The organism is Erythrobacter sp. WG, from assembly GCF_026586795.1.
Taxonomy (GTDB): Bacteria; Pseudomonadota; Alphaproteobacteria; order Sphingomonadales; family Sphingomonadaceae; genus Erythrobacter.
Genome location: NZ_JAPFGY010000007.1, coordinates 35400 through 61502, shown reverse-complemented (window position 1 = coordinate 61502; position 26103 = coordinate 35400). Strand labels below are relative to the sequence as shown.

Genomic DNA, 26103 nt, shown 5'->3' with positions numbered 1-26103 from the left:
CTGTGAAGACCCAAAAGCGCCAGTGGCGACATCTGCGACAGATCGACCCCATGAGCTGTCAAAGCTCCACCCCCAGACGCTCCGCCACGGTGAAGATGTCCTTGTCGCCGCGCCCGCACAGGTTGGCGAGGATGATCGAGTCCTTCGGCATCGTCGGCGCGACCTTCTTCACCGCGGCGATGGCGTGCGAGGGCTCCAGCGCGGGAATGATCCCCTCGGTCGCGCAGAGCAGCTGGAAGGCGTCGAGCGCCTCCTCGTCGGTGACGGCAGTGTAATCGACGCGGCCGCTTTCCTTCAGCCATGCATGCTCCGGCCCGATGCCGGGGTAGTCGAGGCCGGCGCTGATCGAGTGGCCCTCGGTGATCTGGCCGTCCGCGTCCTGGAGCAGGTAGGTGCGGTTGCCGTGGAGCACGCCGGGCGATCCTCCGAGCAGGCTCGCCGCGTGCTCGTCGCCATCAAGCCCGTGACCCGCCGCTTCGACGCCGAGCATCTTGACGCTCGGATCATCGAGGAAGGGGTGAAACAGCCCCAGCGCATTCGATCCGCCGCCGATCGCCGCGACCAGCAGATCGGGGATGCGTCCGGTGCGGGCGAGCATCTGGGCGCGGGCTTCCTTGCCGATCACGCTCTGGAAGTTGCGGACCATCTCGGGGTAGGGGTGGGGGCCCGCCGCGGTGCCGATGATGTAGAAGGTGTCGTGGACGTTCGCGACCCAGTCGCGCAGGCCCTCGTTCATCGCGTCCTTCAGGGTCGCGCCGCCGCTGGTCACGGGGACCACCTCGGCCCCCAGCAGCTTCATGCGGAACACGTTGGGCGACTGGCGCTTCACGTCCTCGGCGCCCATGTAGATCACGCAAGGCAGGCCGAAGCGCGCGCAGACCGTCGCCGTTGCCACGCCGTGCTGGCCCGCGCCGGTTTCGGCGATGATGCGGGTTTTGCCCATGCGGATCGCCAGCAGGATCTGCCCGATGCAATTGTTGATCTTGTGCGCGCCGGTGTGATTGAGTTCGTCGCGCTTGAACCACACTTGTGCGCCGCCCAGCTCTTGCGTCAGCCGGGGCGCGAAGTAGAGCGGGCTCGGACGGCCGACATAGTGCTCCAGCAGGTCGTCGAACTCGGCCTGGAACGCCGGGTCAGCCTGCGCCTTCCTGTATTCGCGCTCGAGATCGAGCACCAGCGGCATCAGCGTCTCGGCGACATAGCGCCCTCCGAACTGGCCGAAATGGCCGCGATCGTCAGGCTGGTTGCGGAAGGAATTGGGAGAGTTCATGGGACCATCAATGCCGTTCGTGTCGAGCGCAGTCGAGACACTTTTCTGCGCCGCAGGGGTGGCCTCTCGACTTCGCTTGAGGCGAACGGGAGGGGTTATGCGTGGCGTGCCGCTTTGCAGAAGGCGGCGATCTTGTCCACGTCCTTGAGGCCGGGGGCGCTCTCGACACCGGAGGAGGTGTCGACAAGGCCCGCGCCCGTCAGGCGGATCGCCTCGGCGACATTGGCAGGCGTGAGCCCACCGGCAAGGCCCCAGGCGAGCGGCCCGCGATAGGCGGAAAGCAGGCTCCAGTCGAAGGCGAGGCCCATGCCGCCGGGGAGTTGGCCCTTGGGCGTCTTGGCGTCGAACAGGAGGAAATCGGCGGCGCCTGCATAGGCGGCGGCGTGCGCGATGTCGTCCGGACCCGAGACCGAGAGCACCTTCCACACCGGCAGGCCGAAGCGCTGGCGCACTTGCGCGACCCGCTCCGGGCTCTCGTGGCCGTGGAGCTGGATCGCGTCGAGCCGCCCGGCGTGCACCGCCTCGGCAAGGAAGGCGTCCTCCGCATCGACGAACACCCCCGCCTTGCGGATCGCGCCTTGTGCTCGCCCCGCCAAACCGGCGGCGGCGGCGCTCGTCAGGAAGCGGGGCGAGGGGGGAAAGAAGTTGAAGCCCACCCACTCGGCGCGCGCGGCGATGCAGGCGGCGAGCGTCGCCGGCGAGGAAATGCCGCAGATCTTGACGAGGGCGTAAGTCATGCTCCGGCCAGCTAGGCCTCGTTCAGCCGCTTTTCCAGCACCACGAAGGTGATCTGCGGACCCGCATCGGCATCGGCCGGGCGCAGTTCGTGGAACGGGCGGGTCTCGCCGGTTAGGGCGTAGCCGCGCCGGACATACCAGGCGATGAGGCTCTCCCGGCTGTCGATCACCGTCATCTCCATCCGGGCAAGGCCGATCGCACGGCCATGATCCTCGGCAGCGTCGAGCAGCGTGCGGCCAAGCCCGCCCGACTGGAGCGTGGGCGCAACGCACAGCATCCCGAGATAGCCGAGCCGGGCATCCTTGCGCGTCACCGCGACGCAGCCGATCAGCGCGCCTGCGTCCCGCGCGGCGAGGATCGTCACCGCCGGGTCAGCGAGCAGCGTCTCCAGCTCGTCAAGTCCGATCCGCTCGTCGTCGAGGATGTCGGCCTCGTGGTTCCAACCCTGGCGCGCCGAATCCCCGCGATAGGCGCTCTCGAGCAGTGCCTTGAGCGCGGGCGCATCCGCGGCGGTGGCGGGGGTGATGGCAATGGTGTCGGCCACGCGTGTATGCCTAGAGCGTCGCCTCAATCGCGCGGGCCGCGGCGACCGGGTCCTCGGCGCGGCTGATCGGGCGGCCGATGACGAGCACGCTCGCGCCATTGTCGCGCGCCTGGCGGGGGGTGACGACGCGCTTCTGGTCGCCGGTGCCGCCGCCGTTCCGCGCTCCGCTCGGCCTGAGGCCGGGGACGACGAAGAAGCCGTCGCGCCACGCTTTCCTCACCATGCCGACCTCCTGCCCCGAGCAGACGATCCCGTCGAGCCCCGCGGCATGGGCAAGTTCGGCGAGGCGCATCACCTGCGTCTCGGCGCTGCCGTAGACGCCGGTTGCGGTGAGGTCGGCGGCATCGAGGCTGGTGAGCATGGTCACGGCGACGACCTTCGTGCCGTTGGCCGCCGCCGCCTTGGCGTCCTCCATCATCGCCCGCCCGCCGCCGGCGTGGACCGTGACGATCGCGGGCTCGTAGACGTGGATCGCCTGCATTGCGGCGGCGACGGTGTTGGGGATGTCGTGGAACTTGAGGTCGAGGAAGATCGGCAGGCCGAGGTGGGCGATCTCGTGAACCCCGTGCGCGCCGTGGGCGCAGAAGAACTCGAGCCCGAGCTTGACCCCGCCGATATGCGCGCGGACCTTCTCCACCAGCGCCTTGGCCGGTTCGAGCTGGGGGATGTCGAGGGCGAGATAGACCGGATTGCTCATCAGTCGCCACCTCCGCCGCCGCCATCGCCGCCGCCGCCGTCACCGCCGCCTGAGTCCGGGCCGTCATGGTCGCCCGCATCGAAGGGCTCGCGCGGTTCTCCCGCGGCTTTGCCGGACTTGTCCACAGGGCTGTCCGCCGCCAGCACCGGCACCGCGCCGGTGCCCGCGCTGTCGGCCCGATGCGCGGTCGCGGTGTTCCGAAGCGAGGTCTCGAGCGTGCGGATCCGCCGGTTCGTCCCCCACATCACGGAGCGGTGGAACAGCCACATCGGCAGGAACCCGGCGGCAAAGGCCAGCAGCGCCAGCATCGGCACCTTGGTCTCGAGCACCAGGTTCTGCCACAGGCGCAGCTCGACCGGCTGCCAGTTGTAGGCGGCGAAGATCACGAAGCCGAGCGCGACCAGAACCCACAGGATCGTGCGAAGGATTGTCACTTGGGCGTTCTCTCCCGGTGGCTGCGACCGGGGGCGAGCCTAGGCGATTTCCCGATTGAGTCCAGCACCGCGCGCCTCACGCGAAGACGCGGGCGAAGATCGTGTCGACGTGCTTGAAATGGTAGCCCAAGTCGAACAGGCTCTCGAGCTGTTCGGCCGAAAGCCGCGCAGTCACGTCCACGTCGGTCTTGAGCAGGTCGAGCAGCGACAGCGCGCCGTCCGCTTCCCACACCTTCATCGCGTTCCTCTGGACGAGGCGGTAGCTTTCGTCGCGGGTCAGGCCCGCCTGCGTCAGCGCGAGCAGCACGCGCTGCGAGTGGATGAGGCCGCCCATGCGGTTCATGTTCTTGGCCATGCGTTCCGGATAGACGACGAGCTTCTCGACCACGCCCGTCAGCCGCGCGAGGGCGAAGTCGAGGGTGATCGTCGCGTCCGGCCCGATGTAGCGCTCCACCGAGGAGTGCGAGATGTCCCGCTCGTGCCACAGCGCCACGTTCTCGAGCGCCGGTGTGACGGCAGAGCGCACCACGCGTGCAAGGCCGGTCAAGTTCTCGGTGAGCACCGGATTGCGCTTGTGCGGCATGGCGGAGGAGCCCTTCTGGCCGGGGGAGAAATACTCCTCGGCCTCGAGCACCTCGGTGCGCTGCAAGTGGCGGATCTCGGTGGCGAGCCGCTCGATCGAACTCGCGATCACGCCCAGCGTTGCGAAGAACATCGCGTGGCGGTCGCGCGGGATGACCTGGGTGGAGACCGGCTCGATGGCGAGGCCGAGCTGCTCCGCCACATATTCTTCCACCGCCGGATCGACATTGGCGAAGGTGCCCACCGCGCCCGAGATGGCGCAGGTCGCGATCTCGGCGCGGGCTGCGACCAGCCGGGTGCGGCAGCGGGCGAACTCGGCATAGGCCTGCGCGAGCTTCAGGCCGAAGGTCACGGGCTCGGCATGGATGCCGTGGCTGCGGCCGATGGTGGGGGTGAACTTGTGCTCCTCGGCGCGGGTGCGGATCGCGGCGAGCAGCGCGTCGAGGTCGGCGAGCAGGATGTCGCTCGCCCGGGCAAGCTGCACCGACAGCGTCGTGTCGAGCACGTCAGAGCTGGTCATCCCCTGGTGCATGAAGCGCGCTTCCTCGCCCACCGCTCGCGCGACCCAGTCGAGGAAGGCGATCACGTCGTGCTTGGTCACCGCCTCGATGGCGTCGATCGCTTCGACGTCGATGGCGGGGTTCGTCGCCCACCAGTCCCACAGCGCCTTGGCCGCGCTCTGCGGCACCACGCCGAGATCGGCGAGCTTCTGGGTCGCGTGCGCCTCGATCTCGAACCAGATGCGATACTTCGCTTCCGGCTCCCACAGGGCGGTCATGGCGGGGCGGGCGTAGCGGGGGACCATGTTCGACTCCGGTTCGGCTGTTTGGCCGAGCGCCTAGGCAAGGGGGGGCGTCAAGGCAAGGTCGGCGCAAGGGGAGGCATGGTCGCCACCACCCGCCGCGCGCCCGCCAGCGTCAGGTGATGCGGGTCCCAGTAGTTGAGGATGCCGTCCTGGATGACGAGGCACCGCCCGGCGCGGCACAGGGGCGCGGCAGGATCGACATAGGTGAAGCGCGGATCGCGGGCGGCGAGCGCGCGCAGCGCCGCGTTGATCGCAAGGCCCTGCGCCTTGTCGGCCCCGAAGGCAGTGGGGCAGTCGGCGTTCCAGTAGGCCCGGCAGCGCGGCCAGCCGCCGGTGACCTGCGGCCCGGCAGGCCAGGCGGCGGGCACGTTCCCGATGAGGATGATCCGCGTGCCCTCTGGCAGGCTGTCGGCGATGCGCTGCATACCTGCGGTCAGCCGATGGACGCCTTCTGCTGCGGGGAGCGGTTCGCGGGCGCCCGTGGCGTAGATCTGGCGCGCCCACAGCTGGCTCCAAATCACGGTGCGGATTGCGCGCTGCTTCACCAATCCGACAAGGCGCTCCGGCATCGCCCGGCAGCGCGCGGCGTCGATCTCTTCCCTGGCGTTCGAGACCCCCGGCGCGGCCAGGCAGGACGGCTGGCTGAGCAGCGCGCCCTCGCCGAAGCGCTCGGCGAGCGCCTCGCGATAATGTTCGGCATGGCTGTCGCCGAACAGCACATAGGGGACCGGGCCGGACGGCGGGACATATTCGGGCGCGGGGACGTCCCAGCGCAAGGCGCCGAGCGGCCCGATCTCGGCGGCCGACACCGGGAGCCATGCGCGCAGATGGCCCGCGACGCCCGCCGCCGCCGGAAGGGCAAGCGCAAGGCCGCCGACCGCCAGCAGCATCCTTCGCGATCCCAGCAGCGCCTTGCGCCGCACTGGCTGTTCGATAAGGTGATAGGACAGGGCCCCGAGGCCCACCGATCCGGCCACCAGCGCGAGCGTCGCCAAAATGGGCAGCGGGCCGAACCAGACGTAATGCCCGAGCACCAGCAGCGGCTGGTGCCACAGGTAGGTGCCGAAGCTGACGAGGCCGAGCCACACGAAGGGGCGCCATGCGAGCAACCGCCCGGCGGCGTTGGCGGGCGCGGCGAAGAGAATCACCAGCGCGGTGCCGAGTGTGGGCAGCAGGAACATTGCGCCCGGCGCGGGGGTCTCGGGCCGGATCAGGGCGTAGCCCGCCGCGATCAGCGCGATGCCCGCAAGGCCGGGCGCGCCGCGCGGGGCGGGGCGGCGGGGCAGAAGGGCGCAGGCCGCGCCGATCGCGAACTCCCAAAGCCGCGCCGGCAGCAGGTAGAAGGCGCCCTGCGGCCAGCTTTGCGCCATCCACAGCGCGAGGCCGAAGCTGGCGAGCCCGAGCCCCGCCACCACCGGCAGCATCGCCTGTCGCCGCCACCTGAGGCAGGCGATCAGCACCAGCGGGAAGACGAGGTAGAACTGCTCCTCCACCCCCAGCGTCCAGGTGTGGAGCAGCACCTGCATTCCTTCTTCCGAATCGAAGTAGCCCGTCTCGCGCGCGAACAGCAGGTTGGAGGCGAACAGCGCCGAGGCGGTGAGGCTCTGGGCGAAGGGGCGGAAATCTTCCGGGGTGAGGATCGCCCAGGCGGCGCCGGCCGTCACCCACAGCATCAGCGCCAGCGCCGGCACGATGCGGCGGATGCGCCGTTCGAGGAAGCGCCACTGGCTGAAGCGGCCGGCGGCCATCTCGGCGGCGATGATCCCGGTGATGAGATAGCCCGAGATGACGAAGAACACGTCGACCCCGGTGAAGCCGCCCGGCACGATGCCGAGGCCCGTATGGTGCGCGACGACCCCGCCGACCGCGAGCGCGCGCAGGCCGTCGATCTCGGCGCGGTAGCTCGCGCCGCTCGGGTGTCCGGCGGGCTGGTCCATCAGATCAGGCCCCGGGCCCTCAGACTGGTGTGGCCCTCGCGGCCGATGATGACGTGGTCGTGGACGGTCACGCCCATGTGCCGCCCGGCCTCGGCGATGCGCTGGGTGATCTGGATGTCGGCGCGGCTGGGTTCGGGCGAGCCGGAGGGGTGATTGTGGACGAGGATCATGGCGCTGGCGCCAACGTCCATCGCCCGGCGGATCACCTCGCGCGGGTGGATCGCCGCCTCGTCGATGCTGCCGTCGCCCACATGGTGGTCCTCGATCAGGCGGTTCTTGGTATCGAGGTAGAGCACCCGGACGCGCTCGAAATTGAGGTGCGCCATGTCGGTGGTGAGGTAGTCGATCAGCGCCTGCCAGGAACCGAGCACGGGTTTGCCCATGATCTCAGCTCTCGCCATGCGCCGGGCGGCGGTGGCGACGGCCTTCAAGGCCGCGGCCGAGTTTTCGCCCACGCCCTTGACCCGCTGCAAGGCCTTCGGGTCGGCGTTGAGCACGCCCGCAAGGCTCCCGTATTGCGCGAGCAGCGCCTTGGCGATCGGCTTGGTGTTGCCGCGCGGTATCGCGGCGAAGAGCAGGTATTCGAGCACCTCGTAATCGGCGAGCGCCTCCGCCCCGCCGGTCAGCAGCCGCGCCCGCAGGCGCGCGCGGTGCCCGTCGCCCGCGGCCTTCCCGGGCTCGAAATCGGGCACCGCCCCATCCGAAAAATCGAATTCCTCTTCAGCTTCCGGCAAGGTGCCCCTCCGGAAAAGTGCCGTTTTCCTTGTCCCTCATTGCCTTTGCGCGGCGATGCGCGCAAGGGTCGGAGGATGCCGGTGGCACAGGCTGAGACAGTGGAGGCGCCGGACGGCGACGGGCTGGACGCGCCCCGGCGGCGGCGCTGGCCGCGCCGCATCGGGCTCGGCCTTGCCGCAGCGGTGCTGGTGGCGGGCGGCGGCGCGTGGCTGAGCCGCGAGCGAATCGCCCGCGACGTGATCGACGATTACCTCGCCGCGCGCGGCGTGCCCGCGACCTATCGCATCGTCAGCCTCTCGCCCGATCGGCAGGTGGTCGACAACCTCGTCGTGGGCGACCCGGCGCGGCCCGATCTCACCGTCCGGCGCATGGTGATCGACATGGGCTTCGGCTGGAGCGGCCCGGCGGTGCGTCGCGTCAGCCTCAAGGGCGTGCGCCTCTTCGCCACCCAGCGCGGCGGGCGGTTCAGCCTCGGCGCGCTCGATCCGCTGGTGTTCACCGGCAGCAAGGAGCCCGCGGCGCTCCCCGCCATCGCCGTCACCCTCAGTGACGCGCGCGCCCTCGTCGCAAGCGACTTCGGGCGGATCGGGGTGAGCCTCGAGGGAAGCGGGCGGCTCGATGACGGCTTTGCCGGAACGCTCGCGGCGAGCGCGCCGGGGCTGGGCACCGCCGGTTGCCGCACCGAGCGGGCGACGCTCTATGGCGAGCTCACCACCAAGGGCGGCGCGCCCACGCTCGACGGCCCATTGCGGCTCGCGGGCCTTGCCTGCGGCGGCGCGCGGCTTGCGCGGGCGGATATCGGCACCCGCGCGCGCCTCGCCCCCGATCTGGCGGCGGCGCGGGCCGATTTCAGGGTGGACGCCGGGGGCGCCGGGATGGCCGACGTCACCGCCGCCGGGCTCGGTGGGACGGCGCGGGTGGACTGGTCGCAGGGGCGCATCGCGGTGGGCCACGATCTCGCGCTGACCGGGATCGCCAGCCCGCAGGGCCGCCTCGCCCGGCTTGCCGCCGAGGGCAGCTGGCGCGGCGCGGCGGACGGGGCGAGCGGGCAGTGGGAAGGGCAGCTCGAGGGCACGGGCCTCACGCCTGCACCGGGTCTTGCCGCAAGCCTTGCCGAGGCCCAGCGCTCGCTCGAGGGCACGCTTCTCGCCCCGCTCCTCGGCAAGGTCCGCATGGGCCTCGCCCGCGCGCTTGACGGCGGCACCCTGAGGACCGAGGCGGTGGTGCGCCACAAGGGTGGGGAGGCGACCCTGACGCTCCCCGAGGCCAGCCTCGCCGCCCGCTCGGGCACCCGCGTCCTCGCCCTCTCGCGCGCCGGAGCGCGGATCGGCGCGAAGGGCGTGAGCGGGCTTGGCGGCAACCTGCTGGCCGGCGGGGAGGGGCTCCCCAGCCTCAACGGGCGGATCGAACAGAGGCAGGGCGGCGGCTGGACGGCACGCTTCGCGATGGCGGATTACGCCGCAGGCAGCAGCCGCCTCGCCGTGCCGCGCCTGGCGGTCGAGAGCGCGACGGACGGAAGCCTCTCCTTCGCCGGGCTGGTCACGGCCAGCGGCCCGCTGCCGGGCGGGGCGGTGAGTGACCTGACCGTGCCGATCGAGGGGCGTTACGCCCCGGCAAGCGGTCTTGCCGTGGGCACGCGCTGCACCCCTTTGCGCTTCGCCAGCCTCAAGCTCTCGGGCCTCGCGCTCGGCAGCCAGAGCATCACCCTGTGCCCCGAGGGCGGCGCCCCGATCCTCGCCTGGCGCGGCAGCCTGCGCCTTGCCGCTCGCACCGGGGCGCTGAACCTCGCCGGAAAGCTCGGCGAGAGCCCGGCGACCCTTGCCGCCGGCAGCGTCATGCTGCGCTATCCGCAGCCCTTCACGATCGCCAATCTCGCCGCCCGGATCGGCACCGGCGACAGCGAAGTCCGCCTTGCCGCCGCGAGCCTCACCGGGAGCCTCTCGGGCACACCCGGCGGCGAGGTCGCCGGCGGCACGGCAAGGCTCGCCGCCGTGCCCTTGGATCTCGATGCGATCGCCGGACGCTGGGCCTATGCAGACGGGGCGATCACGCTCGCCGATGCCGCCTTCACGCTCTCCGACCGTCCTGCCGATGGCGGCCCGGCGCGCTTCGTCCCGATGGCGGGGCGGGCAGGGCGCCTGACCCTTGAAGGCAACCGTATCGCCGCCGACGCGCGCATCGATCACCCGGCGAGCGGGCGGCAGGTCCTTGCCGTCGAGGTCGAGCACGATCTCGGGACCGCGGCGGGCAACGCGCGGCTGACCGTCCCTGCGCTCGTCTTCGACAAGGGGTTGCAGCCCGACGATCTCACCCCGCTTGCCAAGGGCGTGATCGCGCTTGCCAAGGGGACGATCATCGGCACCGGGCGGGTCGACTGGCGTGACGGCGTGGTGACGAGCGGGGGCACCTTCACCACGCAGGGCCTCGATTTCGCTGCCGCCTTCGGCCCGGTCCGGGGCCTCGCCGGCGCGGTCACCTTCACCGATCTCCTCAGCCTCACCACCGCGCCCGATCAGATGCTGACCATCGCCGCGATCAACCCCGGCATCGAGGCGCTGGGCGGGCGCGTGCAGTTCGAGCTCGCCGATGCGACCCGCCTGACGCTCGAGGACGCGCGCTTCCCCTTTATGGGCGGCACGCTGGTGATGCGCCCGCTCACAATGGAGCTCGGCGCGGCGGAGGAACGGCGCTACGTCTTCGAGATCACAGGGCTCGATGCGGCCAAGTTCGTCGCGCAGATGGAGCTCGGCAACATCAGCGCCACCGGCATCTTCGACGGCAGCGTGCCGATCGTCTTCGATGCGGCAGGCAACGGACGGATCGAGGGCGGGGTCTTGCTCTCGCGCGAAGGCGGGGGCAATGTCTCCTATCTCGGCGAGCTCAGCTACGAGAACCTCGGCGCGATGGGCAATTACGCCTTTTCGGCGCTGCGCTCGCTCGACTACCGGCAGATGAGCGTCGCGCTCGATGGCGCACTGGCGGGCGAGATCATCACCAGCTTCAATTTCGACGGGGTGCGCCAGGGGGCCGGCGCGAGCCGCAATTTCATCACCCGGCGGCTGGCGAAGCTGCCGATCCAGTTCCGCATCATTGTCCGCTCGCAGACCTTCACCCAGCTGGCGATCATCGCGCGTGGCTATTCGGATCCCACCGCCTGGGGCAACCCCTTCGACCGGGGGCTGCTCAGTATCGAGGGCGGCCGGATCATCCGCGGGCCCCGCCGCGAGGGGCCGCCCGTCACCGTGACGCCGGTGCAAAAGCGCGTCACGCCCGTTCAACCTCCAGAAAGCGAACCTCAGCCATGATGATCCCGAATTTGACCTCTCGCCCCGGCGGTGCCACCCCTCAATGCGGGCGACGGCGGGGAAGGGGACGCGTGATGAAGGGGTTGGTTGCCGTGGCCGGGCTGGCGGCGTTGTGCGGAGGGTGCATCAACATCACCGCGCCCGACAAGCCGATCGTCATCCAGCTCGACATCAACGTCCGCGCCGAGGTGCTCTATGCCCTCGCCGAGGACGCGGCCAACACCATCGACCAGAACCGCGACATCTTCTGATGCCGGGTTCGTCAGGGAGTAGAACGATGCGCAGTCCTCTTCACATGACGCTCGCCGCGCTGGGCGGGGCCGCCGTCCTGGCGGCGCCGGCGCTCGCGCAGGATCGCAACCCCACCTATGCCAAGGCGCGTGCCCAGGGCGAGGTGGGCGAGCAGCCCGACGGCTATCTCGGGATTGTCGGCGCGGCGGACGATACCCTGCGCGGTGTCGTCGACGACATCAACATCAAGCGGCGCGCGGTCTATATCGACGGCGCGCAGAAGAACGCCGCCACGCTCGAGGCCTATGCCTTCGCGGCCGGGTGCACCGCGATCCGGCGGACCGTGCCGGGCGAGAAGTATCGCGCGCCGGACGGTTCGTGGCAGACCCGCACCAATGACGCTCCGGTGCTCGATCCGCGCTGCCCGAAAGGCTGAGGGCGCGCGCGGGGTGCCCGCGCGGCTTATTTCGCACTTGCGGCATATCGTGTCCCCTCACGGTTGACACAATTCTGCCCCCCTTCTAAGGGGGCGGCGCCCTCGGCGGGCAGCTTGTTGGATGTGCCGTGTTCTTGCATTCTGGGAGCATGGCATGAGCGACGAGAAACCCGCCCGAGAACCCATTCAAGAGGATGCGCGGATCGACGCGCTCGAAGCGCGGCTCAGGGCCGCACGCGAGCGCGAAGAGGAGCGCAACCGGCGATTGGTCAAGGGCGTCGATGCGAACTATCGCAGCGGCGACCGGGTCCTCGCCAACCTGTTGGGCGGGATCGTCGGCGGCCTGGTGATCGGCTTTGCGATTGACGCATTGCTCGGCATCGCGCCCTGGGGTCTGCTGGCCGGACTGTTCCTCGGAACGGGCTCGGCCTTCAGAAGCATCATCCTGAGCGCGAAGGCGCGTCCCGCAGAGCCGGACCAGGGGCCCGATAGCGACGTCTAGACCCCCGCCAGGGTCGGCCTAGACCCCCGCTACACCCCCTCCACACCCGGCTTGAGGGCGTGTTTCACGTGAAACATCTGGGGTTTTTCCGATCGTGGCAGCCGAAGGCAAGGTCGATCCGATGAAGCAGTTCACCATCCACCCGGTCGCCGGGGCGGATTGGCAGCTGGCCGACGGGGTGGGCATCGCATTCACCAACTCCGCGCTGTGGATGGCGATCACCGCCGTCTTGGTATGGGTGTTCGTCGCGGGCGGCATGAAGCGCGCGCTGGTGCCGGGCCGGTGGCAGATGGCGGTGGAGACCATGACGGGCTTCATCGACAACCTGCTCGAGGCCAACGTGGGCAAGGCCGGGCGCAAGTATGTGCCTTACATCTTTACGCTTTTCATGTTCATCCTGGTCGGCAACCTGCTCGGCCTGGTGCCCCTGGGGCTGATCCCGGGCGTCCATGCCTTCACCTTCACGAGCCACTTCACCGCGACCGGCGTGCTCGCGATCCTGAGCTTCTCGATCGTCCTGATCGTCGGCTTCTGGAAGCACGGGCTGCACTTCTTCTCGCTGTTCTGGCCCGCCAACACCCCGATTTTCCTCGCACTTCCGATCAGCCTGATCGAACTCGTGTCCTTCATGGTCCGCCCCTTCAGCCTCGCTTTGCGCCTGTTCGTGGCGATGATGGCCGGCCACGTGCTCCTGAAGGTGCTGGCGAGCTTCGTCATCGCCGGCGGCAATGGCGGGCTCGGCATCGGCGTCGCGGTCGGCGTACCGAGCTTCATCCTGATGGTCGCGATCAGCGCGCTCGAGATCCTCGTCGCCGGCATCCAGGCCTACGTCTTCGCGCTGTTGACCTCGCTCTACATCAACGACGCGGAAAACCTTCACTGAGAGCCTTGAGCGGCTTTCTTCACTACCCTCGACAACAACCAGAATTTCAACGGAGTTTAAGTCATGGACGCTACTGCTGCAGCTCTTCTCGGTGCCGGTCTCGCGGCGATCGGCGCGGGCCTTGCCGCGCTCGGCGTGGGCAACGTCTTCGCCTCGTTCCTCGAAGGCGCGCTGCGCAATCCGGGTGCTGCCGACGGCCAGCAGGGCCGCCTGTTCATCGGCTTCGCGGCCGCCGAACTTCTCGGCCTGCTCGCCTTCGTCATCGCCGTCCTGCTGATCTTCCGCTAAGATCCGCCACATTGCCGCGCCGGGACCGGGGATGCGTCCCCGTGCCCGGCGCGGCGAAGTCCTCGGCGCTGCCCGCTAAAGGTCCCTCATGCCTCAGATCGCACAACTCTCGGAAACGCTGACGAGCCAGGTGTTCTGGCTGCTGGTGTTCTTCGGCCTCACCTTCGTGGTCGTCGGCCTCGGCATGGTGCCGAAGATCCTCGGCACGGTGGAGATGCGTGACAACCAGATCGCCGGCGACCTCGCCGCCGCCCAGGCCGCCCGCGACGCCGCGACGGCCGAGGAAGAGGCGTGGCGGACCCGCGAGAACGCCAACCGCGCTGCAGCCCAGGCGGTGATCGGCGAGGCCAAGGCGAAGGCGGCCGCCGCCAACGCGGCCAAGCTTGCCGAGACCCAGGCCCGTCTCGACGCCCGGCTCGCCGAGGCAGAAGCCGCCATCGACGCCGCCCGTAGCAGCGCCATGGCCGAGATCGAAGGCGTCGCCGCCGACGCCGCGCGCGACATCGTGGCCCGGGTCGCGGGTGCCCATGTCGAACCTGCCGCTGCCGAGGCTGCGGTCAAGGAGGTAATGGCCCATGTCTGACATCCTGATGCTGCTCGCCGCCGCCGGCGCCGAGGCGCACCATGCCGAGCCGAGCGTGTTGGGGGTCGATTCCTACCAGTGGGTCGCGCTCGCGATGACCGTGCTGCTCGGTGTCTTCCTGTGGAAGAAGGTTCCCGGGGTGATTACCGGCGGGCTCGACGGCCGGATCGCCGCGATCCGCACTGCGCTCGACGAGGCCAAGACCCTGCGCGCCGAGGCCGAGGCCCTGCGCGCCGAATATGCCGCCAAGATTGCATCGGCCGAGAAGGATGCCGAGGCGATGCTGGCGGGCGCGCGTGAGGAGGCAGACGCCATCCTCGCCCGCGCAGAGGCCGACAGCGAAGTGATGGTCGCCCGCCGCCAGCGCATGGCCGAGGACAAGATCGCCGCCGCCGAGCGCGCTGCGGTCGCCGAGGTCAAGGCCCGCGCGGTCACCGCTGCCGCTGCTGCATCGCGCAAGCTGATCGCTCAGGCGCATGACGGTGCGGCCGACCGCAGGCTCGCCGACGAGGTGATCGCCTCGCTCTGAGCGACACGAAGCCTGCATATGGAAAAGGGGGCGGTCCGGCGGGGCCGCCCTTTTTCGTTGCGCGCTCTGCCGGTCGCGGCGAGCGGGCGTGCCGCCGGACGCGATGAAACAATTGCGGTTTGCCCAAGCTTCTTCTTCCTTTGACGAAGGAGATGCCCGTGACCCTCACCGCCTGCGCCATTAATTGCTCGCTCGCATCTTCGGGCAAGCGCGAAAGCTCGACCGACGCGATGATCGCAGTGCTGCGCGAAGCCTTCGCGGAGCATGACGTGACGGTGGGCGAACCGATCCGCATCGCCGATCACGACGTGAAGCCCGGCGTCACCTCGGACGAGGGGGAGGGCGATGCATGGCCCAGAATCCGCGAGCAGATCCTCGCCGCCGACATTCTTGTCTTCGGCACGCCGATCTGGCTGGGCCAGGCCTCGTCCGTCGCCCGGCGGGTGCTCGAACGGATGGACGCCTTCCTATCCGAGACCGACGATAGGGGCCGGATGCCGAGCTACGGCAAGGTCGCGGTGGCGGCGATCGTCGGCAACGAGGACGGCGCGCACTGGGCAAGTTCGCAGCTGTTCCAGTCGCTGAACGATACGGGCTGGACGATCCCGGCAGCGGCGGCCTGCTACTGGGTCGGCGAGGCGATGGGGAGCACCGATTTCAAGGATCTCGCCAAGACTCCCGACAAGGTGCAGGAGACGGCGAAGATGGTGGCGAGCAACGCTGCGCACCTCGCCCGGTTGCTCAAGGACGCGCCCTATCCGGGCTGAAACACGACTTTTCCGACGAGTTCGCGCCGCGCCATCGCCTCGAACCCCTCGCGCCAGCGGGCGAGGGGGAGGATGCGGTCTATCGCGGGGGTGATGCGGCCTTCTTCCGCGAGTTTCGCGATGGCGCTCTGGATCGCTCGGCCTCGTTCGGGGAAGCGGCGGGCATATTCGCCGGCACGCAGGCCGAGGATGCTGAAGCCCTTGATGAGCGGGACATTGGTCGGGATGTCGGCAATCCGGCCCGAGGTGAAGCCGACCACCACCAGCTTGCCGCCGAAGGCGACGCAGCGGGTGGATTCGTCGAAGACGTCGCCGCCAACGGGATCGAAAACGATGTCGGCGAGGCGGCCGCCGGTGAGCTCCGCGACCCGGTCGCGGAAGCGCCCCTCGGCGACGAGCACCGCTTCGGGGCGCGCAAGGGCGGCGATCCGCCCCGCCTTCGCGGGCGAACCGGTTGTGGCGATCACCCGCGCGCCCAATGCGCGGGTAAGATCGCAGGCGGCCAAGCCCACGCCGCCGCTCGCGCCGTGGACGAGCACCCAGTCGCCCTCCTGCATCTGCGCTTGCTCGACGAGTCCCGTAAACGCGGTCGCATAGGTTGCGCCCAGTGCTGCGGCTGCGGGAAAGTCCATGCCGCGCGGCATGAGCGAGAGCTTGCCTGCGGGAATGCAGGCAAGCTCGGCGAAGGCGCCCGTCTTGTTGCTGCCCATCACCCGGTCGCCGGGGGCAAAGCCGCTGGCGGGATCGGCTTCGATCACCTCGCCCGCGAATTCGAGGCCGCTCGTGAAGGGGACCTCCGGCTTAAACTGGTATCCGCCGCGGGTCATCAGCAGGTCGGGAAAGTTGAGCGACGCCGCGCGCACCCGCACCAGCACCTCTTCCGGTGCGCGGTCAGGCGGCGGCACGTCGGCGAGCGTGAGGCCCGACAGGTCGTCGGACAGGCGATCGACCCTGAGGGCCTGCATTACCCTAGAAGTTGTCCTTGGCCGCCCGCAGCGCCGCGAAAGTCTCGTGCGGAGCGCTGCCGCCCCAGCGTTCCATGATGGCCGGATCGTCGGCCCGGAGGAAGGGGTTGGTGGCGAGCTCGCGGCGCAGCGTCGTCGGGACGGTCGGCTCTTGCCTGCCGCGCTTGTCGGCAATCTCGTCGGCATAATCCTGGAGCGCGACGTTGTCGGGATCGGCATGGAGCGCGAACTTCGCGTTCGAGGCGGTGTATTCGTGCGCGCAGTATAGGAGCGTCTCGGCCGGCAAGGCCTTGATGCGCGACAGGCTCGCCCAGAACTGCTTGGGTTCGCCCTCGAACATTCGCCCACATCCCAGCGCGAAGACCGAATCGCCGACAAAGGCGATGCCGTTCTCGGCGAAGTGGAAGGCGATGTGGCCGTTGGTGTGGCCCGAGACGTCGATCACGCGCGCGCGCACCTTGCCGACGGTGACGACATCGCCGTGGGCGACGATGCGGTCGACCGGGAACCTGCCCTCGACCTCGGCGGGGCCGAGGATCGTGCAGCCGGTCTCCTTCTGGATCAGCGCGTTGCCGCCGGCGTGATCGGGGTGCCAGTGGGTGTTCCAGATCTGGGTGATGCGCCAGCCCTTGAGCTCGGCCTCGGCGAGGTAGGCCCTTCCGTCGGGCGTGTCGATCGCGACGGTTTCATGGCTTTCGGTGTCGTGGACGAGAAAGCCGTAGTTGTCGCTGAGACAGGGGAACTGGTGAACATGGATCATGCGCCAACCCTACAGGGGGTGCAGGCAAAGGAAAAGACCCGCCTGCTCGGGTGAGCGGGCGGGCCTTTCCGGATGTCGATGAGACCCGCCGGCAAGCCGGCGGGCCCCACGAAATCAGTCGTCCTTGCGCTTGAGCGCTTCGCCCAGGATGTCGCCGAGCGAGGCACCCGAATCCGACGAGCCGAACTGCGCCACGGCTTCCTTCTCTTCGGCGATCTGACGCGCCTTGATCGAGAAGTTCGGCTTCTTCGAACGGTCGAAGCCGATCACCATCGCATCGACCTTGCTGCCGACCTGGAAGCGGTCCGGACGCTGCTCGTCGCGGTCGCGGCCGAGGTCCGAACGCTTGATGAAGCCGGTCGCGCCGTCTTCGCCGACCTGCACTTCGAGGCCGCCGTCGCGCACTTCCAGCACGGTGACGGTGACGGTCTGGTTCTTGCGCAGCGAGCCGGCGGTCGAGGCGCCTTCAGCCGAGGGCGCGCCCTTCTCGAGCTGCTTCATGCCGAGGCTGATGCGCTCCTTCTCGACATCGACGTCAAGCACGACGGCCTGCACCATCTCGCCCTTGCGGTGCAGCGCCAGCGCGTCCTCGCCCGAAATGCCCCAGGCGATGTCCGACATGTGGACCATGCCGTCGACGTCGCCGTCGAGGCCCACGAACAGGCCGAATTCGGTCGCGTTCTTGACTTCGCCCTCGACGACCGAGCCCACCGGATGCTTCTCGGCGAACTCGTCCCACGGGTTGCGCTGGGCCTGCTTGAGGCCGAGGCTGATGCGGCGCTTGTCGCTGTCGACCTCGAGCACCATCACTTCGACTTCCTGCGAAGTCGAGACGATCTTGCCGGGGTGGACGTTCTTCTTGGTCCAGCTCATCTCCGAGACGTGGACGAGGCCCTCGATGCCCGGCTCCAGCTCAACGAAGGCGCCGTATTCGGTGATGTTGGTGACCTGGCCCGACAGCTTCATGCCGACCGGATACTTGGCCGAGACACCGTCCCACGGATCGCTCTCGAGCTGCTTCATGCCGAGGCTGATGCGCTGCGTTTCGGCGTTGATGCGCACGATCTGCACGGTCACGGTGTCGCCGATGGCGATCACTTCGCTCGGGTGGTTGACGCGCTTGTAGCTCATGTCGGTGACGTGCAGCAGGCCGTCGATGCCGCCGAGATCCACGAAGGCGCCGTAGTCAGTGATGTTCTTGACCACGCCGTCGATGATCTGGCCTTCGACCAGATCGTTGATGAGTTCGCTGCGCTGTTCGGCGCGGGTCTCTTCAAGGACGGCACGACGCGAGACAACGATATTGCCGCGGCGGCGGTCCATCTTGAGGATCTGGAAAGGCTGCGGCACGTCCATCAGCGGAGTGACATCGCGAACCGGGCGGATGTCGACCTGCGAGCCGGGGAGGAAGGCCACGGCGCCGTCGAGATCGACGGTGAAGCCGCCCTTGACGCGGCCGAAGATGCGGCCTTCGACGCGCTTGCCTTCGCCGAATTCGCTTTCCAGCTTGTCCCAGGCGGCTTCGCGGCGGGCACGGTCACGGCTGAGCATGGCTTCGCCGTCGGCGTTCTCGACACGGTCGACATAGACTTCGACTTCGCCGCCGACGGTCAGGCCGTGGTCGTCCTCGCCGCGCGAGAATTCCTTCAAGGAGATGCGGCCTTCGCTCTTGAGGCCGACGTCGATCACGGCAAAGCCATTCTCGATCGCGGTGACGGTGCCCTTGACGACGCGGCCTTCGAAGCCTTCGTCGCCGGCGCCGCCGAGCTGTTCGTTGAGAAGCGCTTCAAAGTCAGCGCGGGTGGGCATCTGGGTTGCCATAAGGTCAGCAGGTCCTGTTTCGTTGTGCTACCGGCCACCGGTTTTTCCGGGGTCTTTTGCCGCTTCCCAGGCACCATTGCCGGGGCTGGCGGGGCAAGAGGCAGACTTCCCCGCGCGGCCCCATGCCGGCGCGAGGGTTCCTTCAACCTTCAGGGATTGCGAGAACGGCCGCGCGCCTAGGGGAAAGTGGAGGCGAAGGCAAGAATTTTCGCCCGGCGCTCACCGGCAGTCAAAGGGCGACGGGCACTAAGTCGATGTAAAGCAATGGCGGCTACCCTGGAATCGGAAACGAGGAGGCTGTCCTGGTGCGTCACGTGCTGATCCCCATCATCCTTGCTGCTCTGTCACTGGCGGGCTGCAACGAAGCCGATGTCTATCCGCTGTCGGTCGATGCGACAAAGAACAGGCTGTCCGACAAGGCCGCCACATACTTCTACAAGGACAACAAGATCCTCATGCGTTTCGAGCGGGGGGCGGGCCATTCGGTCGCGGTTAAGCTGCGCGGCAAGCTGTGGATGGCGGAGTGCACCATCCTGCTCGAGCCGGTGGACGAGACCAGCACGCGGCTGGTTCCGGATTGTGGCAAGTCCGACAACGAGTACCAGCAGAAGGGGCGCGACGCCAAGAAGCCTCTTATCATGGAAAAGGCGAGGGAAATCCTTTCCAGCACGCCGTTCTGACGCAAGCGGGTCAGGCCCCGGGCGGCGTCGGCGGCGCAGACAGCCGCGCACCCACCGCCTCGATCGCGGCTGCGATCGCCTCTTCGCGGCCAAGCGTGGTGGTGTCGAGCACCAGCGCTCCCGGGGCTGCCATCAGGGGGGCGTCGGCGCGGTTCATGTCCCGGTCGTCGCGTGCTGCGATGTCGCGCTCCATCGCGGCGAGATCGACAGCAATCCCGCGCGCGGACATCTCCAGCCAGCGGCGGTGTGCGCGCTCGGCAACGCTCGCGGTGACGAACAGCTTCACCTGCGCCTCGGGCGCGATGACGGTGCCGATGTCGCGCCCGTCGAGCACCGCGCCGCCTGGCTGGAGGGCGAAGGCGCGCTGACGGTCGTAGAGGGCGCGGCGCACCGCAGGATGCACCGAGACGCGGCTCGCCAAACTGCCCGCCGCCTCGGAGCGTAGGGTCTCCTCCTTGAGCAGCGCATCGGGGAAGGTGCAGGCCGCCAGAGCATCCGCAGGGTCGTCCGGGTCGCCGCCGTGCAGCGCCACCTGCCGCCCGACCGCGCGGTAAAGCAGCCCGGTGTCGAGATGCGGGAGGCCGAAATGGGCCGCCAGCGCCTTGGCGATGGTGCCTTTGCCGCTCGCGGTCGGGCCGTCGACGGCGACGATCATTCGGCCACCTCACCTGCGTCCTTGCGGGAGAGCCACGCGCGCGCTAGGCCGACCAGTGCGATCGCGGCCCAGAAGAATTCGAGCACGAGGCTCGCCCAGTTGGTGTGGTAGACGAGCGAGACCGTCAGCAGCGCGGCGCCCATGAAGTTGGTGCCGTGGAGCACGAAGGGGTTGGTCGCCTTGGCGAGCGTCAGGTAGGCGTAAGCGCCGATGATGCAGGCAGTGCCCGCAAAGCCGACGAGGCTCGGCCAGTCGAGCGGGACCGTCACGCGCTCGCCTCGCCGAGAAGGCTCGTGAAGGTCGGGAAGCTGGTGGCGATCGGGGCGATATCGTCGATTTCCACACCGCCGGTGCTGGCGAGCCCTGCGATGGCCATGCTCATCGCGATGCGATGATCGAGCAACGAGCGGACCGCCGCCTCGGTGCTGCCGCGCAGGGGCTCGCCGCCGGTGCCATGGATGGTGAGGCCGTCCTCGTGCTCTTCGACCTGCGCGCCCACGCTGGCGAGCGCGGCGGCCATCGCCGCGAGGCGGTCGCTTTCCTTGACGCGTAGTTCCTCGAGCCCGCTGGTGCGGGTGGTGCCCGATGCGAGCGCGGCGGCGACGAAGAGCACCGGGAACTCGTCGATCATCGCCGGGACGATGGCCGGATCGACCGCGATTCCCGTGAGCGGGGCGTGGCGCACGCGCAGGTCCGCGACCGGCTCGCCGCCGATCTCGCGAGGGCTGATCTCCTCGATATCCGCGCCCATCTGGCGCAGCACCGCAAGGAGCCCCGCGCGGGTCGGGTTGAGGCCGACGTTGAGGATGGTGAGGTCGCTTCCCGGAACGATGCTTGCCGCGACCATGAAGAAGGCGGCAGACGAGGGATCGCCGGGGACGGTCACGTCCATGGGCTTCAGGTCAGCCTCGCCGTGGATGGCGATCACCGTCTCGCCGTTCTCCTCGCCCACCTCGAGCCTCGCCCCGAAGCCCTTCAGCATCCGCTCGGTGTGGTCGCGGGTGGGGACGGGTTCGATCACGCGGGTGATGCCGGGGGTGTTCAGCCCTGCCAGCAGCACCGCGCTCTTGACCTGCGCGCTCGCGACCGGAAGGCGGTAGGTGATCGGCACGGCTGGACTGGCGCCGCGCAGCATCAGCGGGAGGGTGCCGCCGGACGAAGCCTCGATGCTGGCTCCCATGTGCGAGAGCGGATCGATCACCCGCTTCATCGGCCGGCCCGAAAGGCTCGCATCGCCCACGAAGGTTGCGCTGATCGCATGGCTTGCTACCAGCCCCATCAGCAGCCGGGTCGAGGTGCCCGAATTGCCCATCTCGAGCGCTTGGCGCGGCTGGAGCAGGCTGCCCACGCCCACCCCGTCGACCACCCAGTTGCCATCGCCCTCGCGCGCAATCTGCGCCCCGAACTGGCGCATCGCCGCTGCCGTCGCCAGCACGTCCTCGCCCTCCAGCAGGCCGCTGATCCGGCTGCGCCCCATGGCGAGCCCTGCGAACATCAGCGCGCGGTGGCTGATCGATTTGTCGCCGGGCACTCGGATCGCGCCCTTCATCGGGCCCATCGGCAGGAAGCGGTGGCTCGTCATAAGGCGGCGGTCTTTGACAGCGCCCCGCGCTTCTGGCAAGGCGCGCCGCGCTGGTGGGCCGGTCCCCTTGAATCGGGGCTTGCCGGAACCCACAACTTGCGTGCAATCCCGCGAAATCGCGAGCCCGCGCTTCGCCCGCCCTGCATCGGGGCGGCTTATTTGAGGAATACAGATGGCAAAGCCCGAATGGGGTACCAAGCGTACCTGCCCCAAGTGCGGTGAACGCTTCTATGATCTGGGCAAGGATGACCCGGTCACCTGCATCGAATGCGGCGAGACCTGGAACCCCGAGCCCGTGCTCAAGTCCAAGCAACCGATCCCCTTCGAGGAGGTCGAGAAGAAGGTCGATGTCGATGCCGATGCCGATCTCGGCGGTGACGATGATCTGGAGGATATCGAGGACATCGACGAGGACGGCGATTCGCCCGATAACGATGTCGACCTCGGCGGTGACGACGATCTTGGCGTCTCGACCGGCAGCGGCGACGATGACGAGGACGAAAGCTGATTTTTCGCTTGCAAGGGGGAGGTGGTCCTTATAATGGCCGCCTCCCGCGAACAGGGCGCCTTGGCCCGGTTCGCATGATGACTGGCTCGGGGCCTTAGCTCAGCTGGGAGAGCGCAACACTGGCAGTGTTGAGGTCAGCGGTTCGATCCCGCTAGGCTCCACCAGTCACCATCGATCAAAGTCGGGAAGTCCGACCCCCAGAGGGGCGCTTTTCGCAACGCTGGCCGACGAGGTTTCGTCCGCCGGCGTTTTTCGCATGATGCGCACGCGGCCAGCGGCGCGAGGAGAAGTGAGCGATGTTCGACACGCTGTCAGATCGGCTTGGCGGGGTCTTTGACCGCCTCAAGGGCCGCGGCGCGCTGCGCGAGCAGGACGTGCGCGATGCCATGCGCGAGGTCCGCATTGCGCTCCTCGAAGCCGACGTCGCGCTCCCCGTCGCCCGCCGCTTCATCGATGCCGTCACCGAAAAGGCCGTGGGGCAGGATGTCCTGAAGTCGGTCACCCCCGGCCAGATGGTCATCAAGATCGTCCATGACGAGCTGGTCGAAACGCTGGGCGGCATGGAGGTCGAAGGCCTCAAGCTCGATGCGCGGCCGCCGGTGGTGATCATGATGGTCGGCCTTCAGGGTTCGGGCAAGACGACCACCACCGCCAAGCTCGCCAAGCTGATCCGCGAACGCCATGGCAAGAAGGCGCTGATGGCCTCGCTCGACGTGAACCGTCCGGCGGCGCAGGAGCAGCTCGCGGTGCTCGGCACGCAGGTCGACGTCGCCACCCTTCCGATCGTTCCCGGCCAGCAGCCGGTCGACATCGCGCGCCGTGCGATGGAGTCCGCGCGGCTCCAGAACTTCGATGTGTTGCTGCTCGACACCGCGGGCCGCCTGCACGTCGACGATGCGCTGATGGCCGAGATGAAGGCCGTCGCGAGCGTCTCGGCGCCCAACGAGGTGCTGCTGGTGGTCGATTCGCTCACCGGTCAGGACGCGGTCAACGTCGCCCAGTCCTTCAGCGGCGAGGTGCCGCTCACCGGCGTGGTGCTGACCCGCATGGACGGCGACGCCCGCGGCGGCGCGGCGCTCTCGATGCGTGCCGTGACGGGCAAGCCGATCAAGTTCGCGGGAACAGGCGAGAAGCTCGACGCGATCGAGCCCTTCCGCCCGGGTTCCGTCGCCGACCGCATCCTCGGCATGGGCGACGTCGTCAGCCTGGTCGAGCGCGCGGCGGCGACGATCAAGGAGGAAGAGGCCGAAAAGCTCGCCCGCAACCTCGAAAAGGGCAAGTTCGACCTCGATGATCTTGCGATGCAGCTCAGGCAGATGCGCAACATGGGCGGCCTCGGGATGCTCGCCGGCATGATGCCGGGGATGAAGAAGGCCAAGCAGGCCATGCAGGCGAGCGGCATGGACGACAAGGTGCTGGTCCACATGGAAGCGATCATCTCCTCGATGACCGCCAAGGAACGCGCCAACCCCGATCTGATGAACGCCAAGCGCAAGAAGCGCGTCGCGGCGGGCAGCGGCACCGATGTGCAGACCGTGAACAAGGTGCTCAAGATGCACCAGGAAATGGCTCGAGCGATGAAGCAGATCAAGAAGATGGGCGGCCTCAAGGGCCTCGCTGCGATGTTCGGCGGCGGCATGGGCGGCGGCGGCCCGATGGGCGGCCTCGGCGGTTCTCCGTCAGGCGGTCTGCCGGGTCTCGGCGGCCCCGGACCAATGAGCGGTCTGCCCGGGCTCGGCGGGCCTCCGCGGTTCAAGAAATAGTTTCAAGTCAGTCAGTTCAGTCCAAAAGTTCAATCTTCTCGAAAGGTAACTACTCATGTCGATTTCCATCCGGCTCTCGCGCGGCGGTGCCAAGAAGCGTCCTTATTACCGCATCGTCGTCGCCAACAGCCGCAGCCCGCGCGACGGCAAGTATCTCGAGCAGATCGGCACCTACAACCCGCTGCTCGCCAAGGATTCGCCGGAGCGCGTGAAGCTGGTCGAAGACCGCGCCCGCTACTGGCTCGGCGTCGGCGCGCAGCCGACCGACCGCGTCGCCCGCTTCCTCGATGCCGCCGGCATCAAGGAGCGTGCCGCGCGCAACAACCCCAAGAAGGGCGAACCGGGCGAGAAGGCCAAGGAGCGCGCCGAAGAGCGTGCCGCCAAGATCGCCGAGGCCGAGGAAGCCGCGCGCGCTGCCGAGGAAGAGGCCAAGGCCGCTGCCGCCGCTCCGGCTCCGGCCGAAGAGGAAGCGCCGGGCGCTGACGAAGCTGCCGCGGAAGTCACTGAAGAGCAGGCCGAAGGCTGATCACGCGTGCCTCCCTCCGTTCGTCCTGAGACTGCCGAAGGACTGTTCTTCCTTTTGGTTGGCGTGCCGGAAGAAGTGCAGGGCTGCGACAAGCTCAGCCCGAACGGCGGTGGCGCATGAATTCCAAGCCCGTCACCCTTGCCGCCATCGTAGGCGCTCACGGGGTGGCGGGCGAGGTGCGCCTGAAGCTCTTCGGCGAAGGCGTCGCGACGCTTGCGCACCACAAGAGCTTCAATGATGGCGCTCTCACCCTCCTCAAGCTGCGCGAGGACGGCAAAGGCGGGGCGATCGCCCGCCTTGCCCAAAGCACCTCGCGCGCCGATGCCGAGAAGCTGCGCGGCACCGTTCTCACCGTCCCGCGCGAGGCCCTGCCGCCGCTGGCGGAGGGCGAGTTCTACCATGCCGACCTGATCGGCCTGCCGGTCGTCACCGACACGGGCGATACTGTCGGCACGGTTACTGCGATCGAGAATTTCGGCGCAACCGATCTCGTCGAGATCGCCCGCGATCCGGTGCCCGCCAAGGGGCCGAAGACCTTCATGGTGCCGCTCATCCCCACGGCCGTGCTTGGCTGGGATGAGAGCCGGCTGACCATTGCGGCGGCTTTCGCCGAGGATTGACGTGCGCTCGTCGAACAGCGCCACGCGCAGCTTGCGGACGATTAACCTTTTTGATGCTAGATTTGTCCCCGCCGGGTCGCGCTGGCGCCGGTTCCGCTTGCCGCGAGGCGAGACGGGGCCGGGAGAAGGGTGGACTGATGCAGCTGTTCTCGTCCTCGACGGGCAGCGATTTCCTGTTCGTGTACGGCGTCCTGCTGGCTGCGAGCAGCGTGGCGGCGTGGCTGATTCCGGCGCGCTGGCGCGATGCCGGGCGGCACAGCGAGGCGACCGATGCGGAAAGTGCGGCAATGCTCGCCGGGGGCCGCGCCCGTCTCGCCGAGACGGTGATGGCCGATCTCTATGTGCGCGGCGCGCTGGAGGCTTGGTCGGGCCGCAGACTGGTGATTGCGCAGCGCGACGTGTCGGTTGGCCCTGCGGGCGAGGCGCTGCTTGCCCACGAAGGTCCGGTCACCACGTCCACCGCCAAGCGCGCGGTCACGGTTCAAGCCGAGCGGCTCGCCGCGCGATTGCGCCGGGCCGGGCTCCTCATGTGGCCTGACGATCTCCTGCGCTTGCGCTGGCTGTCGGTCGCGCCGCTTCTCGCAGTTCTGCTCTTCGGTCTTTACCGGATGCGCGCGGCGGGTGCCGCGGGTGCGCCGACCGGGATGCTGGCGCTCCTGCTCGCCATCACGGCCGCACTTGCCGTGATCCGCTTCGCACGGAGCGATCCCCGCACCAAGGCCGGCATCGCCATGATCGAGGACCTGCGCGCGCGGCGCGGGGAGAGCGTCGGCTGTGTCCGGGGCGACGAGGTGGCCATGGCGGTGGCGCTCTACGGCACCGGCGTTCTGGTCGGTACGCCATGGGAGGCGCTCCATGCGCTCCGCCATCCAGCCAATTCGGGCGGGGCCGACGGCAGCTCCGGCGACGGGGGAAGCGGATGCGACCTCGGCGACGGGGACGGTTGCGGGGAGTGAG

29 protein-coding genes and 1 tRNA gene are annotated in these 26103 nt (G+C 68.8%); 16 read left to right on the top strand and 14 right to left on the bottom strand.

What is annotated here, in order from left to right:
- Positions 1 to 58: 58 nt before the first annotated feature.
- The 8 genes from trpB to radC form a co-directional block, all read right to left on the bottom strand.
- Positions 59 to 1270: a tryptophan synthase subunit beta gene (trpB, locus tag OPU67_RS05445; protein ID WP_267618194.1), complete on the bottom strand. Its 1212-nt coding sequence runs from the start codon at positions 1268 to 1270 to the stop codon at positions 59 to 61.
- Positions 1271 to 1365: 95 nt separating this feature from the next.
- A complete protein-coding gene (locus tag OPU67_RS05440; RefSeq protein ID WP_267618193.1) occupies positions 1366 to 2007 on the bottom strand; it encodes a phosphoribosylanthranilate isomerase in 642 nt (213 codons plus the stop codon).
- 11 nt (positions 2008 to 2018) lie between these two features.
- Positions 2019 to 2552: a GNAT family N-acetyltransferase gene (locus OPU67_RS05435; RefSeq protein ID WP_267618192.1), complete on the bottom strand. Its 534-nt coding sequence runs from the start codon at positions 2550 to 2552 to the stop codon at positions 2019 to 2021.
- A gap of 10 nt (positions 2553 to 2562) precedes the next feature.
- Complete coding sequence (gene pyrF / locus OPU67_RS05430; RefSeq protein ID WP_267618191.1) at positions 2563 to 3249, bottom strand: orotidine-5'-phosphate decarboxylase; 687 nt, start codon at positions 3247 to 3249, stop codon at positions 2563 to 2565.
- Complete coding sequence (locus tag OPU67_RS05425) at positions 3249 to 3683, bottom strand: hypothetical protein (RefSeq protein WP_267618190.1); 435 nt, start codon at positions 3681 to 3683, stop codon at positions 3249 to 3251. The genes pyrF and OPU67_RS05425 overlap by 1 nt, the downstream gene beginning before the upstream one ends.
- 76 nt (positions 3684 to 3759) lie before the next feature.
- Positions 3760 to 5070, bottom strand: coding sequence for an adenylosuccinate lyase (purB, locus tag OPU67_RS05420; protein ID WP_267618189.1), 1311 nt, complete (start codon positions 5068 to 5070; stop codon positions 3760 to 3762).
- Positions 5071 to 5120: 50 nt separating this feature from the next.
- The gene (locus OPU67_RS05415; RefSeq protein ID WP_267618187.1) at positions 5121 to 7007 is read right to left on the bottom strand and encodes an acyltransferase family protein; all 1887 of its coding nucleotides are present in this window, start codon (positions 7005 to 7007) and stop codon (positions 5121 to 5123) included.
- Positions 7007 to 7741, bottom strand: a complete 735-nt coding sequence (gene radC, locus OPU67_RS05410; protein ID WP_420708956.1) for a RadC family protein — start codon at positions 7739 to 7741, stop codon at positions 7007 to 7009. Before radC ends, OPU67_RS05415 begins: the two co-directional genes overlap by 1 nt.
- Before the next feature lie 81 nt (positions 7742 to 7822).
- Here radC and OPU67_RS05405 point away from each other — a divergent pair, with 81 nt between their 5' ends.
- From OPU67_RS05405 to OPU67_RS05365, 9 genes are all read left to right on the top strand, one after another.
- Positions 7823 to 11047 (top strand): intermembrane phospholipid transport protein YdbH family protein, encoded by a 3225-nt coding sequence (locus OPU67_RS05405; protein ID WP_267618185.1) that lies wholly within the window; start codon positions 7823 to 7825, stop codon positions 11045 to 11047.
- A gap of 74 nt (positions 11048 to 11121) precedes the next feature.
- A complete protein-coding gene (locus OPU67_RS05400) occupies positions 11122 to 11298 on the top strand; it encodes a YnbE family lipoprotein (RefSeq protein ID WP_267618184.1) in 177 nt (58 codons plus the stop codon).
- Between the two features lie 26 nt (positions 11299 to 11324).
- Positions 11325 to 11714, top strand: a complete 390-nt coding sequence (locus tag OPU67_RS05395; RefSeq protein WP_267618183.1) for a YdbL family protein — start codon at positions 11325 to 11327, stop codon at positions 11712 to 11714.
- 154 nt (positions 11715 to 11868) lie between these two features.
- Positions 11869 to 12216 (top strand): AtpZ/AtpI family protein, encoded by a 348-nt coding sequence (locus OPU67_RS05390; protein WP_267618182.1) that lies wholly within the window; start codon positions 11869 to 11871, stop codon positions 12214 to 12216.
- 94 nt (positions 12217 to 12310) lie between these two features.
- On the top strand, positions 12311 to 13099 hold the full coding sequence (locus OPU67_RS05385; protein WP_267618180.1) for a F0F1 ATP synthase subunit A: 789 nt from the start codon (positions 12311 to 12313) through the stop codon (positions 13097 to 13099).
- A 63-nt stretch (positions 13100 to 13162) separates the two neighbouring features.
- Positions 13163 to 13387, top strand: a complete 225-nt coding sequence (locus OPU67_RS05380) for a F0F1 ATP synthase subunit C (RefSeq protein ID WP_054118254.1) — start codon at positions 13163 to 13165, stop codon at positions 13385 to 13387.
- An 88-nt stretch (positions 13388 to 13475) separates the two neighbouring features.
- Positions 13476 to 13970, top strand: a complete 495-nt coding sequence (locus OPU67_RS05375) for an ATPase (RefSeq protein WP_267618175.1) — start codon at positions 13476 to 13478, stop codon at positions 13968 to 13970.
- Positions 13963 to 14499: a hypothetical protein gene (locus tag OPU67_RS05370; protein ID WP_267618173.1), complete on the top strand. Its 537-nt coding sequence runs from the start codon at positions 13963 to 13965 to the stop codon at positions 14497 to 14499. Before OPU67_RS05375 ends, OPU67_RS05370 begins: the two co-directional genes overlap by 8 nt.
- Before the next feature lie 158 nt (positions 14500 to 14657).
- The gene (locus OPU67_RS05365) at positions 14658 to 15266 is read left to right on the top strand and encodes a flavodoxin family protein (protein ID WP_267618171.1); all 609 of its coding nucleotides are present in this window, start codon (positions 14658 to 14660) and stop codon (positions 15264 to 15266) included.
- Here OPU67_RS05365 and OPU67_RS05360 read toward each other — a convergent pair.
- From OPU67_RS05360 to rpsA, 3 genes are all read right to left on the bottom strand, one after another.
- A complete protein-coding gene (locus OPU67_RS05360; RefSeq protein ID WP_267618169.1) occupies positions 15254 to 16231 on the bottom strand; it encodes an NADPH:quinone oxidoreductase family protein in 978 nt (325 codons plus the stop codon). The genes OPU67_RS05365 and OPU67_RS05360 overlap by 13 nt on opposite strands.
- 4 nt (positions 16232 to 16235) lie before the next feature.
- Positions 16236 to 16991: a hydroxyacylglutathione hydrolase gene (gene gloB, locus OPU67_RS05355; RefSeq protein ID WP_267618167.1), complete on the bottom strand. Its 756-nt coding sequence runs from the start codon at positions 16989 to 16991 to the stop codon at positions 16236 to 16238.
- A 114-nt stretch (positions 16992 to 17105) separates the two neighbouring features.
- Entirely contained in the window at positions 17106 to 18812 is a 1707-nt protein-coding gene (gene rpsA / locus OPU67_RS05350; RefSeq protein WP_267618165.1) for a 30S ribosomal protein S1, read from the bottom strand.
- A 305-nt stretch (positions 18813 to 19117) separates the two neighbouring features.
- Here rpsA and OPU67_RS05345 point away from each other — a divergent pair, with 305 nt between their 5' ends.
- Positions 19118 to 19492: a hypothetical protein gene (locus OPU67_RS05345; protein WP_267618163.1), complete on the top strand. Its 375-nt coding sequence runs from the start codon at positions 19118 to 19120 to the stop codon at positions 19490 to 19492.
- Between the two features lie 10 nt (positions 19493 to 19502).
- Here the strand turns inward: OPU67_RS05345 and OPU67_RS05340 are convergent, their stop codons facing one another.
- Genes OPU67_RS05340 through aroA form a run of 3 tightly spaced genes read right to left on the bottom strand, consistent with a single transcriptional unit; the run spans position 19503 to position 21729 of the window.
- Entirely contained in the window at positions 19503 to 20147 is a 645-nt protein-coding gene (locus tag OPU67_RS05340) for a (d)CMP kinase (RefSeq protein ID WP_267618161.1), read from the bottom strand.
- Positions 20144 to 20416, bottom strand: coding sequence for a CBU_0592 family membrane protein (locus OPU67_RS05335; protein WP_267618158.1), 273 nt, complete (start codon positions 20414 to 20416; stop codon positions 20144 to 20146). Before OPU67_RS05335 ends, OPU67_RS05340 begins: the two co-directional genes overlap by 4 nt.
- Entirely contained in the window at positions 20413 to 21729 is a 1317-nt protein-coding gene (gene aroA / locus OPU67_RS05330; RefSeq protein ID WP_267618156.1) for a 3-phosphoshikimate 1-carboxyvinyltransferase, read from the bottom strand. The genes OPU67_RS05335 and aroA overlap by 4 nt, the downstream gene beginning before the upstream one ends.
- A 172-nt stretch (positions 21730 to 21901) precedes the next feature.
- On the opposite strand from aroA, the gene OPU67_RS05325 reads away from it, so the two are divergent.
- The 6 genes from OPU67_RS05325 to OPU67_RS05300 all read left to right on the top strand — a co-directional run bounded on the left by OPU67_RS05325 (position 21902) and on the right by OPU67_RS05300 (position 26102).
- Entirely contained in the window at positions 21902 to 22237 is a 336-nt protein-coding gene (locus OPU67_RS05325; RefSeq protein WP_267618153.1) for a TIGR02300 family protein, read from the top strand.
- A gap of 88 nt (positions 22238 to 22325) precedes the next feature.
- Positions 22326 to 22401: transfer RNA gene (locus OPU67_RS05320), tRNA-Ala, on the top strand.
- A gap of 132 nt (positions 22402 to 22533) precedes the next feature.
- A complete protein-coding gene (gene ffh, locus OPU67_RS05315; protein WP_267618151.1) occupies positions 22534 to 24000 on the top strand; it encodes a signal recognition particle protein in 1467 nt (488 codons plus the stop codon).
- Positions 24001 to 24055: 55 nt separating this feature from the next.
- On the top strand, positions 24056 to 24526 hold the full coding sequence (gene rpsP, locus OPU67_RS05310) for a 30S ribosomal protein S16 (RefSeq protein WP_267618149.1): 471 nt from the start codon (positions 24056 to 24058) through the stop codon (positions 24524 to 24526).
- A 116-nt stretch (positions 24527 to 24642) separates the two neighbouring features.
- Positions 24643 to 25146, top strand: a complete 504-nt coding sequence (gene rimM, locus OPU67_RS05305; RefSeq protein WP_267618147.1) for a ribosome maturation factor RimM — start codon at positions 24643 to 24645, stop codon at positions 25144 to 25146.
- 137 nt (positions 25147 to 25283) lie between these two features.
- On the top strand, positions 25284 to 26102 hold the full coding sequence (locus OPU67_RS05300; RefSeq protein ID WP_267618145.1) for a TIGR04222 domain-containing membrane protein: 819 nt from the start codon (positions 25284 to 25286) through the stop codon (positions 26100 to 26102).
- Position 26103: the final 1 nt, after the last annotated feature.